Origin of the sequence: Microbacterium sp. LWO14-1.2 (assembly GCF_038397715.1) — a bacterium.
Classification (GTDB): Bacteria; Actinomycetota; Actinomycetes; order Actinomycetales; family Microbacteriaceae; genus Microbacterium.
On record NZ_CP151633.1, the window covers coordinates 3,471,352 to 3,485,512 of the forward strand.

The following is a 14,161-nucleotide window of genomic DNA, read 5'->3' on the forward strand; positions in this document are numbered from 1 at the left end:
GTGTGACGGAGTCTCGTCACTCACGGAATCCGGTTTCAGGGTCGGCTCCCGGGCAACCTGGGCAGAATATCACCGGATCCGGCGAATCGAGCATCGACAGCGCGTCACCGTAGAATCGTCAGGACATGTCACCACGCGCCCTCACTCCGCTTCAGCCTGCCGCGACGCCTGCGACGCAGATCCGCAACTTCTGCATCATCGCGCACATCGACCACGGCAAGTCGACCCTCGCCGACCGCATGCTACAGATCACCGGAGTGGTCTCCGACCGCGACATGCGGGCACAGTACCTCGACCGGATGGACATCGAGCGCGAGCGCGGCATCACCATCAAGAGCCAGGCCGTGCGGATGCCGTGGGAGCTCGACGGTCAGACCTTCGCGCTCAACATGATCGACACGCCAGGGCACGTCGATTTCACCTACGAGGTCTCCCGCTCGCTGGCGGCCTGCGAGGGCGCGATCCTGCTCGTCGACGCGGCTCAGGGCATCGAGGCCCAGACGCTCGCGAACCTCTACCTGGCTCTCGAGAACGACCTGCACATCATCCCCGTCCTGAACAAGATCGACCTTCCGGCGGCTGATCCCGACAAATACGCCAAGGAGCTCGCGTCGCTCATCGGAGGCAAGCCCGAGGACGTGCTTCGCGTGTCGGGCAAGACCGGCGTGGGAGTCGAGGACCTGCTCGACCGTCTGGTCCAGGAGATCCCGGCGCCCGTCGGCGACGCCGAGGCGCCGGCACGCGCGATGATCTTCGACTCCGTCTACGACGCCTACCGCGGCGTCGTCACCTACGTGCGCATGGTCGACGGCAGCCTCTCGCCGCGCGAGCGCATCCAGATGATGTCGACGGGCGCGAACCACGAGGCGCTCGAGGTCGGTGTGTCGAGCCCCGAGCCGACCCCCGCCAAGGGACTGGGCGTCGGAGAGGTGGGCTACCTCATCACCGGTGTGAAGGACGTGCGCCAGTCCAAGGTCGGCGACACGATCACGAACGCCCGCAGGCCGGCATCCGAGGCCCTCGCCGGGTACACCGATCCCAAGCCGATGGTGTTCTCGGGCATCTACCCGATCGACGGCAGCGACTATGCGGAGCTCCGCGAGGCGCTCGACAAGCTGAAGCTCTCCGACGCCTCTCTGCAGTACGAGCCCGAGACGTCGGTCGCGCTCGGCTTCGGCTTCCGCTGCGGCTTCCTCGGCCTGCTGCACCTCGAGATCATCACCGAGCGGCTCGCCCGGGAGTTCGGGCTCGACCTCATCACGACCGCGCCGAGCGTGATCTACGAGGTGCTGACGTCGGACACGGGGGAGACCGTCACGGTCACGAACCCTAGCGAATACCCCGACGGGCGCATCGGTTCGGTGTCCGAGCCCATGGTCAACACGGCCATCCTGCTCCCGAAGGACTACGTCGGCACCGTCATGGAGCTGTGCCAGTCACGCCGAGGCACGCTCCTCGGGATGGAGTACTTCTCGGAGGAGCGCGTCGAGCTGCGGTACACCATGCCGCTCGGTGAGATCGTCTTCGACTTCTTCGACCAGTTGAAGTCGAAGACCCAGGGCTACGCGTCGCTCGACTACGAGCCGGCGGGGCAGCAGGAGGCCGACCTCGTGAAGGTCGACATCCTCCTGCAGGGCGACAAGGTCGACGCGTTCAGCTCGATCGTGCACCGCGACAAGGCCTACGCCTACGGCACGCTCATGACCGAGCGCCTGCGGAAGCTCATCCCTCGGCAGAACTTCGAGGTGCCGATCCAGGCGGCGATCGGTGCGCGGATCATCGCCCGCGAGACCATCCGCGCGCTCCGGAAGGACGTGCTCGCGAAGTGCTACGGCGGTGACATCAGCCGGAAGCGCAAGCTCCTCGAGAAGCAGAAAGAGGGCAAGAAGCGCATGAAGATGGTGGGCCGCGTCGAGGTTCCGCAGGAGGCGTTCATCGCCGCGCTCTCCGGCGACGTCGAGGGCAAGGACAAGAAGTAGGTGGCGCTGCCGCGGTACGAGCGCGGTCTCACCCGGCATCCGCTCGGCGAGGTTCCTCGCGGACTCCGCGGTGCTGAGCGGTCGGTCCCCGTTCCCGAGTACGCGAGGGATGCCGTCGCCGCACTGATCACGTCCTGGGAGTTCAAGCGGCGAGCGGGGTTCGACACGCCCGTCGAGGAGCCGCGGGCCGGGAGTGAGGGAACCCTCGCGAAGCGCGTGTTCGGGGTCCGCTTCGCCGAGCCGATCCGGGTCGTCTGGGCCGACGCGCACGGGTTCGGGTACGAGACGAGGCCCGGCCACCCGATCTACGGCGAGGAGTCCTTCGTCCTCGACGGCGGGGTCTTCACCGCCCGGTCGGTCTCGCGTCCGTCCACCCCGTTGTGGTGGATGCTGACGCCGGCGCTGCGAGTCATGCAGCGCTCCGTGTTCGACCGCTACATCCGCACCGTCGAGACCGCGATCCACGAAGCCCGGAGGCACCGTCCAGGCGACCCCGGGTAGGCTGGTCGGCATGCGGCGCGGGACTTTCCGAGACGACACGGTTGACTATGCGGCTGTGGGTGCGACCCATGCGCCCGATCTGATGCAGTATCCGCCGGAGCGCAGCATCCCCGCCGAGAACTCCTGGCGCATCGGCAGCGGAGAGGAACGGTTCCAGACAGCCGGCGAAGCGCTCCTGTCGTGGACGGCGCAGCGCGCATCCGGACTCAGCATCGAAGACGTGCGACCTGCCCCGGGGCCGGCATACGCGGGTGTCAGCTTCGACGCCGAGGGCACTCCGATCGCTCCGAGCAAGAACGAGGTCGAGCAGCGGTTCGACGCGGAGGGCATGCCCTTCGTCGGTCCTGGCATGACCCTGCGCCTGCGCGGACGCGTGGCGAACATGCACGCCGACGCCGAACTGCGCGTCATCTCGGTCACCGAGGAGAAGCGCCGTATCGGCTTCGTGCTCGGCACGGTCGGCGGCTCGGTCGTGCGCGGCGAGGAGTCGTTCGACATCGAATGGCGTGACGACGACGAGGTGTGGTTCACCGTCCGCGCGTTCGATGCGCCGAATTCGCTGCTCTACCGCCTGGTCCCGGCGCTCGTGAAGCGGCGCCGTCGCGAGCTGTTCGCCCGCTACCTGCGGGCCATCTCGCCGCTGTACGCGACCCCCGTCTGATGGCCGGCCCCCTTCCCCTCGGAGATCCCGCCCCCGCTGACGGACGCCTTCCGGCCGACCTGCCTGTCGACACGGCCGTGCCCTTCTCGGCGTACCTCCACATCCCGTTCTGCAGTGTGCGTTGCGGCTACTGCGACTTCAACACCTACACCTCGAGCGAGCTGCGCGGTGCCAGGCAGGAGGACTACGCCTCGACGCTGATCGGCGAGATCGGGCTCGCGCACCGCGTGCTGTCGGACGCCGACGCGCTGCGGCCGATGGACACGGTCTTCTTCGGCGGCGGCACGCCCACCCTGCTCCCCGCCGGAGACCTGGCGCGGATGCTCGGAGCAGCGACCTCCGCCTTCGGACTCGCCGACGGTGCCGAGGTGACCGTCGAGGCGAATCCCGACACCGTCACCCCCGAGGTCGCCCGCACGCTCGCGGAGGCCGGGGTGACGAGGCTCTCGGTCGGGATGCAGTCGGCCGTGCCGCACGTGCTCGCCGCTCTCGACCGCACCCACCGACCCGAGAACGTGCGCACCGCGGTGGCGGCGGCCAAGGACGCCGGGCTCGCTGTGAGCGTCGATCTGATCTACGGCGCCCCGGGGGAGTCGCTCGGCGACTGGGAGGCCTCTCTCGATGCCGCGCTCGAACTCGAGTCCGACCACATCTCGGCCTACGCACTGATCATCGAGGACGGCACGAAGCTCGCGCGGCAGATCCGTCGCGGCGAGGTCCCGATGCCCGACGACGACCTGCAGGCCGACATGTACGAGCTCGCCGATCGGCGCCTCGCCGAGGCCGGCTTCGACTGGTACGAGGTGAGCAACTGGGCGCGGACCCCCGAGCAGCGCTCCCGGCACAACCTCGCCTACTGGCGGGGGAGTGACTGGTGGGGCTTCGGTCCGGGAGCCCACAGCCACGTCGCCGGCCTTCGGTGGTGGAACGTGAAGCACCCCGCTGCCTACGCACAGCGACTCGCGGCATCCGAGTCCCCCGCGGCGGGGACCGAGCGCCCCGATGAGAAGTCGCGCATGCTGGAGCGGGTCCTGCTGCTCAGCCGCATCCGCGAGGGCATCGCCGTGGACGAGCTGCATGCCGACAAACGTGCGCGCGTCGCCGGCCTCATCGCGGACGGACTCGTCGATCCCGTCGCCGCCGTGCGCGGCCGTGTGCAGCTCACGCTCCGAGGACGACTGCTCGCCGACGCCGTCGTGCGTGAGCTCACCGACTGATCCGGGTCGTCGACGACCACCGCGATCCGTTCATCGCGGCTCGGTTCAGCGCGCAGAGGCGCGCGGCGAGTAGAATTGGCACTCGTAACCGGTGAGTGCCAGACGAGGGGAGTCGCGATGGTCAGTGAAAGAGGCCTCCAGGTGCTCCGTGCGATCGTGCAGGACTACGTCGAGACGCATGAGCCGGTCGGCAGCCGATCCATCGTCGACCGCTACTCGTTCGGCGTCTCGGCCGCCACGATCCGCAACGACATGGCTCTGCTCGAAGACGAGGAGCTCATCGCAGCGCCGCACACCTCCTCCGGTCGCGTCCCGACCGATAAGGGCTACCGCGTCTTCGTCGACCACCTCGCGCAGCTGCGTCCTCTCTCGGGTGCGCAGCGCACCGCGATCGAGTCCTTCCTGACCGACCCCGCCGACCTCGACGACCTGATGGCCCGCACCGTGCGGGTGCTCACGCAGCTCACGGGTCAGGTCGCCCTGGCGCAGTACCCCTCGTTCGCGCGGGCCCAGCTCACGCACATCGAGCTCGTCGGCCTGGCGCCGAACCGACTCCTCGTGGTGCTCGTCACGGATGCGGGCGGCGTCTCGCAGCGCATCGCCCTGCTGCCGGCCGACGTCGACGAATCCGACATGGCCCTTCTGCGGGCGCGGCTGTCGGCGCTCCTGACGGGGCGCGCGGTCAGCGATGCCGCAGAGCGACTGCAAGGGCTGCTCGCCGGTGAGGAGCACGCAAAGGATGCCGTGCTCCGCGCCCTCGCGACGGTGATCGTCGAGGAGCTGGGCACGTTCCGGCAGGAGCGGCTCGTGATGGCCGGCGCCGCGACGCTCGCGAGGCGGGAGCAGGACTTCCGCGGCAGCATCCATCCTCTCCTGGAGGCGATCGAGGAGCAGGTGACGCTCATCCGTCTGATGAGCGAGATGGAAGCGGATGCGCAGGGACTCTCCGCGAGCATCGGCACCGAGAACGCGTCGTTCGGCCTCGACGAGGCCTCGATCGTCGCGAGCAACTACGCGGCGCGCAGCGGCACCGCGCGCGTCGGCGTGATGGGGCCGACCCGCATGGACTATCCGAGCAATCTCGCGGCAGCGCGGGCGGTCGCCCGCTACCTGTCGCGACTGCTCGACGAAGACGAGGCCGCCCGCTGACGCGGACGACCAGGACAACACGCAGAAGGGCCATTGTGGCGGACCACTACGAGGTACTCGGCGTCTCGCGCGACGCATCGACCGACGAGATCAAGAAGGCGTACCGGCGCCTCGCGCGCCAGCTGCACCCGGACGTGAACCCGGGTGAGGAGGCAGCGGAGAAGTTCAAGCTCGTCACGCACGCCTACGACGTGCTCAGCGATGACGAGTCACGTCGTCGGTACGACATGGGCGGAGGCGACGGCGCCGCGGGCAACTTCGGGGGCTTCGGCGGTTTCGGCGACATCTTCGAGACGTTCTTCGGCGCAGCGCAGGGCGGTGGACGAGGCGCTCGCCCTCGCTCCCGTCGCGAACGGGGCCAGGACGCGCTCGTGCGGGTCACACTCGATCTCGGCGACGTCGTGTTCGGCGCCCACCGCGACATCGAGGTCGACACGGCCGTGCTCTGCGAGACCTGCAAGGGATCGTGCTGCCAGGAAGGCACCTCGCCCGTCACGTGCGACATCTGCGGCGGCACCGGCCACGTGCAGCGCCAGGTGCGAAGCCTGCTCGGCAACGTCGTCACCTCGCAGCCGTGCGGAACCTGCGAGGGATACGGCACGACCATCCCGTACCCGTGCGGCACCTGCGGCGGCCAGGGACGCGTGCGCTCCCGCCGCACCGTGTCTCTCGACATCCCGGCGGGTGTCGAGACGGGTCTGCGCCTGCAGCTCCCCGGTTCGGGCGAGGTCGGCAAGGCCGGCGGCCCGCACGGCGATCTGTACGTCGAGGTGACGGTGAACCCGCACCCGGCCTTCAGCCGCGACGGCGACGACCTGCTCGCCACGCTCGAGGTGGCGATGACCGACGCCATCCTCGGTGCCGAGACGACGATCCAGGGTCTGGACGGCGAGGTCGACCTCGAGATCCGTCCCGGCGTGCAGTCGGGCGATGTCCTGACGATCAAGGGGCGGGGCATCACGCCGCTGCGCGGCAGCCAGCGCGGAGACCTCCGCGTCGGCGTGCAGGTGCTGACTCCGACGAAGATCGACTCGGCGCAGCGCGCGCTCATCGAGGACTTCGCCAAGAAGACCAAGGCGCCGGCTCCGCAGCTCGCCCAGTTCCAGCAGGGACTCTTCTCGAAGCTGCGCGACCGCTTCCGCTCGCACTGACCGGGAGAACGCGATGGCACTGCACTTCCTCGTCGAATCCTCGTCGGATGCCACGGTCGGCGACCTCGTGGCGCTCACCGGCGCGGAGGCCAAGCACGCGGCCGTGGTCCGGAGACTGCGGGTCGGCGAGCAGGTGACGGTCGGCGACGGTCGCGGGGTGTGGCTCACCGGGGAGGCCGAGCAGGTGTCGCCGTCCCTGGTCGAGGTGCGCGTGAGCGCGCGTCGGGTGAGCGAAGCCCCGAGCCCGAAGCTCGTGCTCGTGCAGGCCCTCGCGAAGGGCGACCGCGACGAGCTCGCCGTGCAGGCGGCGTGCGAGCTGGGGGTCGACGAGATCGTGCCGTGGCAGGCCGGGCGCAGCGTGTCGCGCTGGGAAGGACCGAAGGCGGTGAAGGGTCGGGAGCGCTGGGCGACGATCGTGCGCGAGGCCGCGAAGCAGGCGCATCGTGCGTGGGTGCCCGAGGTCGTGCCGCCCGAGACCACCAGGGACCTCGCCCGCCGCGCGGCGACCCAGCGGGTGGTGCTGCTCGACCCGACCGCCCCGACGCCTCTGTCGGCGCTGGAGCCGGACGGCCGCGACCTCGTGCTCGTCGTGGGACCGGAGGGCGGCATCTCCGGTGACGAGATCGCCACGCTCGAGGCGGCCGGCGCGGAGCGCGCGCTGCTCGGCGACACGGTGCTGCGCACGTCGACCGCGGGCCCCGCGGCGATCGCCGTGCTGTCGGTTGCCCTCGGTCGGTGGTGATCGTCCTCCGGCCGCACGTCGGCCCCGGTCAGTAGACTGGCAGTATGTCCGAGCCCTCGATCTTCACGCGTATCCTCAACGGCGACATCCCGGGTGAGATCCTGCTCGACACCGGGCGGGTCTTCGCGATCCGCGACATCGACCCGCAGGCGCCGCTGCACGTCCTCGTCATCCCCAAGACCGAGGAGTATCGCGACGTCACCGAACTGGCCGCCGGCGACCCAGCGCTCCTCGCCGAGATGGTCGCCGCTGCGAAGCAGCTCGCCGACGAGCACGCGAACGGCGAGTACCGCCTGATCTTCAACAACGGCGCGAGCGCCGCCCAATCCGTCTTCCACGTGCACGCCCATGTGCTCGGCAACATCGAGGAGAACAAGCTCGTTGGCTTCTGACGACGACAACACCACCGACCGCACCGTCACCGAGCGGATCTACGCCGACGGCGTCGCTATGGTGCAGCTGCTCGGTCCGCAGGACCGTCTGCTCCGCATGCTCGAGAAGGAGCACCGCGACGTGCAGGTCCTCGTGCGCGGCAACGAGATCACCCTGACCGGTGCTCCGGATGCCGTGGCCGGCGCGAAGAACCTCGTCGAGGAGTTGATGACCATGACCAAGGCGGGGCACGATCTCGCTCCCGGCGACGTGGCGAGCTCCGCGCGCATGCTGCGGGTCGACGGGGGCCCGCGACCGAGCGAGGTCCTCGGCGAGGCGATCCTGTCGACGCGCGGCAAGGTCATCCGCCCCAAGACGCTCGGCCAGAAGGAGTACGTCGACGCGATCGACGAGAACACCATCGTGTTCGGCATCGGCCCGGCCGGAACAGGAAAGACCTACCTCGCGATGGCGAAGGCCGTGCAGGCGCTGCAGCGCAAAGAGGTCACGCGCATCATCCTGACGCGTCCCGCCGTCGAGGCGGGGGAGCGGCTCGGGTTCCTCCCCGGCACGCTGACCGACAAGATCGACCCGTACCTGCGTCCGCTGTACGACGCGCTCAACGAGATGATGGATCCCGAGATCGTCCCTCGTCTCATGGCGACGGGCACGATCGAGGTCGCGCCGCTCGCCTACATGCGCGGACGCACCCTCAACGATTCGTTCGTGGTGCTCGACGAGGCCCAGAACACGACGCCGGAGCAGATGAAGATGTTCCTCACCCGGCTCGGCTTCGGCACGCGCATGGTCGTGACGGGCGACATCACCCAGGTCGACCTGCCCCAAGGGGCTTCGGGTCTCCGGCTGGTCACGCGTGTTCTCGACGGCATCGACGACATCCACTTCGCGCGGCTCACGAGCGACGACGTCGTGCGCCACTCGCTCGTCGGCCGCATCGTCGACGCATACAGCGAGTACGACGAGCGCCGCACGGCGCAGCGGCACGAGCGCGAGCAGGCGGCGGAGTTCGCCAACCGCGCGGAGCGCCGCGGGGCCCAGCGCCCCGGACCCCGTGATCGGATGCCGAAACGAGGCCTCTCCTGATGAAACGAGCACAGGCATGATCGAGATCAACAACGAGTCGGCGATCGACGTCGACGAGACGGTGCTGCAGCGCCTCACCGACCACAACCTCGCGCAGCTGCACGTCAGCCCGGACGCGGAGGTCGCGATCGTCCTCGTCGACGAGGGCGCCATGGAGGCGCTGCACGTGCAGTGGATGGACGAGCCCGGTCCGACCGATGTGCTCAGCTTCCCGATGGACGAGCTGCGACCCGGCACCGAGGATCGACCGACGGCCCCCGGTCTGCTCGGCGACATCGTGCTGTGCCCTCAGGTCGCCGAGACCCAGGCGCAGGCCGCCGGTCACTCACTGATGGACGAGCTCATCCTGCTCACCACGCACGGCCTGCTGCACCTGCTCGGCTTCGATCACGCCGAGCCCGACGAGGAGCGTGAGATGTTCGGCCTGCAGAAGGAGCTCATCCAGAGCTTCGCCGCCGCCGAACGCCGACGATGACCGCAGCTCTCCTGCTCGCCGGCGCGGTCCTGCTCGTCGCCTTCGGCGGTCTGATGGCCGCGATCGACGCCGCCTTCGGCGTCACGTCGCGCACAGATCTCGAGGAGATGGCCGCCGAGGGGCGCAACACGAAGCAGCTCGCGCGCATCGCCGCCGACCCCGACGCGCACGTCAACTCCGTCGCGTTCATCCGTGTGCTCGCCGAGGTGACGGCCGCGGTGCTCGTCACCGTCGCGTTCACGATCCTCATCGAGAACAACTGGCTCGCGATGCTCGCGGCCGCCGTGCTGATGACCGGGATCACGTTCGTGCTCGTCGGCGCCAGCCCCCGCTCGTTCGGGCGCCAGCACGCGGAGGGCATGCTGCGCGCCAACGCCCCGGTCGTGCGCGGTCTGCGCATCATCCTCGGACCGCTCGCGCACGGACTCGTGGTTCTCGGCAACCGCGTCACACCGGGCCGTGGGCGGAGCTCGTTCACCTCGGAGGAGCAGCTGCTCAGCATGGTCGACGAGGCCGCCTCGAACGACCTCATCGAGGCGGACGATCGCGACCTCATCCACTCGGTCTTCGACTTCACCGACCAGTTCGTGCGCGCCGTCATGGTCCCGCGCACCGAGATGGTCACTGTCGACGCCACGGCCACCACCGACGAGGCGATGACGCTCTTCCTGCAGCGCGGGGTATCGCGGATGCCGGTGGTCGACGATGAGGCCGACGACGTCGTCGGAGTGCTGTACCTCAAGGACCTCGTCCAGTTCGCCTATCGCGACGAGAACGCCTGGCGCGCGGCATCCATCCGTCCGATCTCGCGCCCGGCGACCTTCGTCCCCGAGTCGATGCGCGCCGAGACCCTGCTGCAGCAGATGAAACGGGATGCCGTGCACGTCTGCCTGGTGATCGACGAGCACGGCGGGATCTCGGGGCTCATCACCCTCGAGGACCTGATCGAGGAACTCGTCGGTGAGATCTCCGACGAGTACGATCAGGTGTCGGCGGAGGTCGTCGAACTCGGCGAAGGCCGGTACCGTGTGAGCTCCCGGCTCTCACTGGAGGACGTGGGCGATCTGTTCGGCCTCGAGCTCGAGGACGAGGACGTGGATTCCATCGGCGGTCTGCTCGGCAAGACGCTCGGGCAGGTTCCGCAGCCCGGCGCGACCGCCACGGTCGACGGACTCGTGCTGACGGGAGGCGCCTCGCGAGGACGCGGGCGGGGCATCGCGACGGTCTTCGTCGAGAGGGCCGCGCCGACCGCGGAGACATCAGATCCTGAGGGGGAGCGAATCGATGAGTGATGAGACGCGGAGCGGGTTCGTCACGTTCGTCGGGCGTCCGAACGTGGGCAAGTCGACGCTCACCAACGCCCTCGTCGGCGAGAAGATCGCCATCACGAGCGAGAAGCCGCAGACCACGCGGCGGGCGATCCGCGGCATCGTCAACCGGCCGGACGGGCAGCTGGTGATCGTCGACACCCCCGGCATCCACAAGCCGCGCACCCTGCTGGGCGAGCGGCTCAACGACCTGGTCGAGCAGGTGCTGGGCGACGTCGACGTGATCGGGTTCTGCGTCCCCGCCACCGAGAAGGTCGGCCCCGGCGATCGCCGCATCGCCGCGTCGCTCGACGGCTATCCGCGGGCGAAGAAGATCGCGATCGTCACGAAGACCGATGCGGCCTCCCGCGACGAGATCACCGAGCGGCTCATGGAGGCAGACGCCCTCCGCGAGGACTGGCACGCCGTCATCCCGCTCTCAGCGCTCACGCGCGATCAGCTCGACGTGCTCTCCGACGAGATCCTGTCGCTCATGCCGAAGGGGCCGGCGCTCTACCCGGACGACATCACGACCGACGAGTCCGACGAGGACCGCATCGCGGAGATCATCCGCGAGGCTGCGCTGGAGGGCGTGCGAGACGAGCTGCCCCACTCCATCGCGGTCGTGATCGACGACGTGGCGCCCCGCGAGGACAGCGACCTCACCGACGTCCACGCGTCGATCGTGGTCGAGCGCGACAGTCAGAAGGCCATCATCATCGGTCGTAAGGGGTCGCGTCTGCGCGACGTCGGCGCCCGGGCCCGCGCGGGTATCGAGGAGCTCCTCGGCACGCGGGTCTTCCTCGGCCTGCACGTCAAGGTCGCGAAGGAATGGCAGCGGGATCCGAAGCAGCTCGGACGCCTCGGATTCTGAGATGGGCCGCTTGCTGTCCGAGCGGCTCATCATGCCCTCAGGACACGGGGGATGAGTCGCGCCGCGGAGCGCGAGACCCGGAGGAACGACGCGTTCACTGCGGTGTTCGACGCGAACTGGGCTCGCGTCAGACACCATGTCGAGGGTGCTGTCGAGCACGATTCCGAGGTCACGGAAATCGTGTCCGAGGTGTTTCTCCTGGCGTGGACGCGCCTCAATCCCGCCAAGCCGATGGACGGGATCTGGCTGTTGCGGGCCGCCGATCGGGTGCTGCGGGGGCGGTCGGGTCGCACGATCGTGCGTCGCCGAGCGCTCGAGACCGTGCACCGGGGTTTCGCGGCGGACGATCGGGACCCCGACCTCACGCAACGGGCACGGGCGTTGTCTGCTCTGGCGGCCCTCTCCGGTCGTGAGCGGCGTATCATCATGCTGACATATTGGGATGGTCTCGGGGTGGGGGAGATCGCGCAGATGCTGCGGATGCCGCGGTCGCGTGTTCGCAGGATCCTGGGTCGTGCGCGCGACAGGATGCTCTCCGAGCTCGAACGAGAGAAGCGGGCGGGGGATGATGACTGATCACGACGTTCTCGATCGCCTGCTGATGGCCGCCGATCCCGCTCGAACGCCCCGCGACGCCGCGCCCGATGCCGCCGCGCTGCGGCTGCGCGACCGCATCATGCGCGACACCGCGGCTCCGCGCCGCGCACGTCGTCTCACCCTCACGGTGGCGTCCGGGATCGCCGTCGCGACCGCCGCGGTCGTCGTGGCCGTGAGCGTCCTCATGCCGCAGGGCGAGGCTGAGGCAGTCGGCCCTCAGCCTCTCGACTTCTCGGATGCCGAGTCCCTTGCCGCGACGATCGACGACGCTCAGGCCGCTCTCGCCGACGCCGCGCTCCCCGGGCCGACAGCGCCGGTGCGCACCGTGCGGACGGCGTCCTGGGGCCTGAACATCGACATGGGCACGGGCGAGACGGAGGTCGTGCCGCAGTTCGCGGTCATCCAGTGGAATCCCGATCAGTCAGGGCTCACCACGATCGTCAACGGCGTCCCGTACGACCCCGACGATGCGGCGGCCAATCTCTCGGCCGAGGTCAGCAGCACCGGTGAGGTCGCCTATGAGATCCCGATCGAGCCCGGCCAGTTCGCGACACCCGTCCCCGAGGTCTTCGGCGACAGCCGCGCCGAGGTGCTGCGTGTTCTGACCGCCCTCGGGATGCCTGCGGAGCCGTCGGGAACCGATGTCGTGACGGCGATGACCGACCTCCTGGGGCAATGGACGCTCACCGACGCCCAGGAATCCCAGGTCCTCGACATCCTCGGCTCGGCCGACGGCGTGACCGCGCTGGGAACGACGGAGGATCGCCTCGGGCGTCCCGTCGCCGGACTTCGCGTCGTCGCTCCCGACAAGTCCGTCAGCGAGATCGTGCTGCTCTCGCTCGACACCGGCCGCGTCGTCGGAGTGGAGCGCACCAACCTCGTCGAACAGGACGTCCTGCCGGCCGGTGTCATCATGTCGTACACGATGTGGGACGTCGACGAGAGCCTCGTGCGGTGAGGCACCCGGCCCACCACCCGACCTGAGAACCACGGAGGATCCGATGCCTGAAGACACCACGCTCCGCGCCCGCCACTGGATCGCTCCCGGCCCCGGCGAGCCGTCGGCGTGGGACTTCGTGGAGGAGGGTGTCCCGGACCCGCAGGAGGGCGAGATCACGGTCCGCGTGCGAGCGGCCGGAGTGAACCCCGCCGATGCGAAGCACGTCGCCGCCCCGCGAGGAGGTGTGGAGTTCCCGGTGCCGATCGGCTACGAGATCTCGGGCGAGATCATCGCCATCGGGCCCAACACGCGCATCGGCTCAGGCGAGGCGCGGGTCGGAGACGAGATCGTCGCCTTCCGCGTGCGCGGCGGTTACGCCGAGGCCGTCACCATCCCCGCCGAGAAGGCCTTCATCAAGCCCACGACGCTCAGCCACGCGGAGGCCGCGAATCTGCTGCTCGCGGGTACGACTGCGGCCGAGATGCTGTGGGTGACGGGTGTCGCACCGGGTGAAACCGTGCTGCTACACGGCGCATCCGGCGCCGTCGGCGTGAGCGTGCTGCAGCAGGCTGCGCTCCGCGGAGTCCGGGTGATCGGCACGGCGAGTGCGGCGCGGGCCGACGTGGTGCGGGAGTTCGGGGGAGTGCCGGTCGAATACGGCCAGGGGCTCACCGATCGCGTCCGTGATCTCGCGGGCGGCACGGTCGCCGCGGCCCTCGACGCGGTCGGCACGGACGAGGCCGTCGACGTCTCCCTCGAACTCGTCCGGGATCGCCGACGCATCGTGACCATCGCCGCGTTCGGACGCGCGGAGGACGAGGGGATCATCGCGATCGCCGGCTCGATGCCCGAAAGCGCCCGATTCCGCGACGAGGTGCGTCCGGATCTCATCGCCCTCGCCCAGAGCGGGGACCTCGTCGTGCCCGTCGCGAAGACCTTCCCCCTCGCTGAGGCGCCGGCAGCACTGGACTTCCTCGCGGGCGGGCACCCGGGAGGGAAGCTCGCGCTCATCCCCTGAGCGGGTACGGATACGGCATCCCCCTGCGGCACCCGGTCGAACCGGCGGCGGTGCCCTGCTAGCATGGCCGCATG

General features: G+C 69.4%; 15 protein-coding genes. All 15 read left to right on the forward strand.

The annotated features are described in order from the left end of the window. Positions 1-125 precede the first annotated feature (125 nt). The 15 genes from lepA (at position 126) to MRBLWO14_RS16815 (ending at position 14,087) form a co-directional block, all read left to right on the forward strand. On the forward strand, positions 126-1,979 hold the full coding sequence (gene lepA / locus MRBLWO14_RS16745) for a translation elongation factor 4 (RefSeq protein ID WP_341934203.1): 1,854 nt from the start codon (positions 126-128) through the stop codon (positions 1,977-1,979). Then, positions 1,980-2,480 (forward strand): DUF1990 family protein, encoded by a 501-nt coding sequence (locus MRBLWO14_RS16750; RefSeq protein WP_341934204.1) that lies wholly within the window; start codon positions 1,980-1,982, stop codon positions 2,478-2,480. A 10-nt stretch (positions 2,481-2,490) separates the two neighbouring features. Next, positions 2,491-3,141, forward strand: coding sequence for a DUF1990 family protein (locus tag MRBLWO14_RS16755; protein WP_341934205.1), 651 nt, complete (start codon positions 2,491-2,493; stop codon positions 3,139-3,141). After that, positions 3,141-4,358 (forward strand): radical SAM family heme chaperone HemW, encoded by a 1,218-nt coding sequence (gene hemW / locus MRBLWO14_RS16760; protein ID WP_341934206.1) that lies wholly within the window; start codon positions 3,141-3,143, stop codon positions 4,356-4,358. The genes MRBLWO14_RS16755 and hemW overlap by 1 nt, the downstream gene beginning before the upstream one ends. Before the next feature lie 117 nt (positions 4,359-4,475). Continuing rightward, positions 4,476-5,507, forward strand: coding sequence for a heat-inducible transcriptional repressor HrcA (hrcA, locus tag MRBLWO14_RS16765; protein WP_341934207.1), 1,032 nt, complete (start codon positions 4,476-4,478; stop codon positions 5,505-5,507). Between the two features lie 35 nt (positions 5,508-5,542). After that, positions 5,543-6,658, forward strand: a complete 1,116-nt coding sequence (dnaJ, locus tag MRBLWO14_RS16770) for a molecular chaperone DnaJ (RefSeq protein ID WP_341934208.1) — start codon at positions 5,543-5,545, stop codon at positions 6,656-6,658. 13 nt (positions 6,659-6,671) lie between these two features. Then, on the forward strand, positions 6,672-7,400 hold the full coding sequence (locus MRBLWO14_RS16775) for a 16S rRNA (uracil(1498)-N(3))-methyltransferase (protein WP_341934209.1): 729 nt from the start codon (positions 6,672-6,674) through the stop codon (positions 7,398-7,400). 44 nt (positions 7,401-7,444) lie between these two features. Then, positions 7,445-7,792, forward strand: coding sequence for an HIT domain-containing protein (locus tag MRBLWO14_RS16780; RefSeq protein WP_341934210.1), 348 nt, complete (start codon positions 7,445-7,447; stop codon positions 7,790-7,792). A gap of 58 nt (positions 7,793-7,850) precedes the next feature. Beyond that, entirely contained in the window at positions 7,851-8,876 is a 1,026-nt protein-coding gene (locus tag MRBLWO14_RS16785) for a PhoH family protein (protein WP_341936224.1), read from the forward strand. Between the two features lie 16 nt (positions 8,877-8,892). Beyond that, positions 8,893-9,351: an rRNA maturation RNase YbeY gene (gene ybeY / locus MRBLWO14_RS16790; protein WP_096715539.1), complete on the forward strand. Its 459-nt coding sequence runs from the start codon at positions 8,893-8,895 to the stop codon at positions 9,349-9,351. Next, the gene (locus MRBLWO14_RS16795) at positions 9,348-10,643 is read left to right on the forward strand and encodes a hemolysin family protein (protein WP_341934211.1); all 1,296 of its coding nucleotides are present in this window, start codon (positions 9,348-9,350) and stop codon (positions 10,641-10,643) included. Before ybeY ends, MRBLWO14_RS16795 begins: the two co-directional genes overlap by 4 nt. Beyond that, the gene (gene era, locus MRBLWO14_RS16800; protein WP_341934212.1) at positions 10,636-11,532 is read left to right on the forward strand and encodes a GTPase Era; all 897 of its coding nucleotides are present in this window, start codon (positions 10,636-10,638) and stop codon (positions 11,530-11,532) included. Before MRBLWO14_RS16795 ends, era begins: the two co-directional genes overlap by 8 nt. Before the next feature lie 51 nt (positions 11,533-11,583). Further along, on the forward strand, positions 11,584-12,108 hold the full coding sequence (locus tag MRBLWO14_RS16805) for a sigma-70 family RNA polymerase sigma factor (protein WP_341934213.1): 525 nt from the start codon (positions 11,584-11,586) through the stop codon (positions 12,106-12,108). Beyond that, positions 12,098-13,087 (forward strand): hypothetical protein, encoded by a 990-nt coding sequence (locus MRBLWO14_RS16810; protein ID WP_341934214.1) that lies wholly within the window; start codon positions 12,098-12,100, stop codon positions 13,085-13,087. The genes MRBLWO14_RS16805 and MRBLWO14_RS16810 overlap by 11 nt, the downstream gene beginning before the upstream one ends. Positions 13,088-13,130: 43 nt before the next feature. Continuing rightward, positions 13,131-14,087: an NADP-dependent oxidoreductase gene (locus MRBLWO14_RS16815; protein ID WP_341934215.1), complete on the forward strand. Its 957-nt coding sequence runs from the start codon at positions 13,131-13,133 to the stop codon at positions 14,085-14,087. Positions 14,088-14,161 lie beyond the last annotated feature (74 nt).

What these genes read in the sequence shown, in the direction of transcription:
- MRBLWO14_RS16805 (WP_341934213.1), top strand. Translation starts at nt 11,584, where the DNA reads ATGAGTCGCGCCGCGGAGCGCGAGACCCGGAGGAACGACGCGTTCACT.
- MRBLWO14_RS16795 (WP_341934211.1), top strand. Translation starts at nt 9,348, where the DNA reads ATGACCGCAGCTCTCCTGCTCGCCGGCGCGGTCCTGCTCGTCGCCTTC.
- MRBLWO14_RS16810 (WP_341934214.1), top strand. Translation starts at nt 12,098, where the DNA reads ATGATGACTGATCACGACGTTCTCGATCGCCTGCTGATGGCCGCCGAT.
- MRBLWO14_RS16780 (WP_341934210.1), top strand. Translation starts at nt 7,445, where the DNA reads ATGTCCGAGCCCTCGATCTTCACGCGTATCCTCAACGGCGACATCCCG.
- MRBLWO14_RS16785 (WP_341936224.1), top strand. Translation starts at nt 7,851, where the DNA reads ATGGTGCAGCTGCTCGGTCCGCAGGACCGTCTGCTCCGCATGCTCGAG.
- era (WP_341934212.1), top strand. Translation starts at nt 10,636, where the DNA reads ATGAGTGATGAGACGCGGAGCGGGTTCGTCACGTTCGTCGGGCGTCCG.
- MRBLWO14_RS16755 (WP_341934205.1), top strand. Translation starts at nt 2,491, where the DNA reads ATGCGGCGCGGGACTTTCCGAGACGACACGGTTGACTATGCGGCTGTG.
- lepA (WP_341934203.1), top strand. Translation starts at nt 126, where the DNA reads ATGTCACCACGCGCCCTCACTCCGCTTCAGCCTGCCGCGACGCCTGCG.
- hrcA (WP_341934207.1), top strand. Translation starts at nt 4,476, where the DNA reads ATGGTCAGTGAAAGAGGCCTCCAGGTGCTCCGTGCGATCGTGCAGGAC.
- hemW (WP_341934206.1), top strand. Translation starts at nt 3,141, where the DNA reads ATGGCCGGCCCCCTTCCCCTCGGAGATCCCGCCCCCGCTGACGGACGC.
- ybeY (WP_096715539.1), top strand. Translation starts at nt 8,893, where the DNA reads ATGATCGAGATCAACAACGAGTCGGCGATCGACGTCGACGAGACGGTG.
- MRBLWO14_RS16775 (WP_341934209.1), top strand. Translation starts at nt 6,672, where the DNA reads ATGGCACTGCACTTCCTCGTCGAATCCTCGTCGGATGCCACGGTCGGC.
- MRBLWO14_RS16815 (WP_341934215.1), top strand. Translation starts at nt 13,131, where the DNA reads ATGCCTGAAGACACCACGCTCCGCGCCCGCCACTGGATCGCTCCCGGC.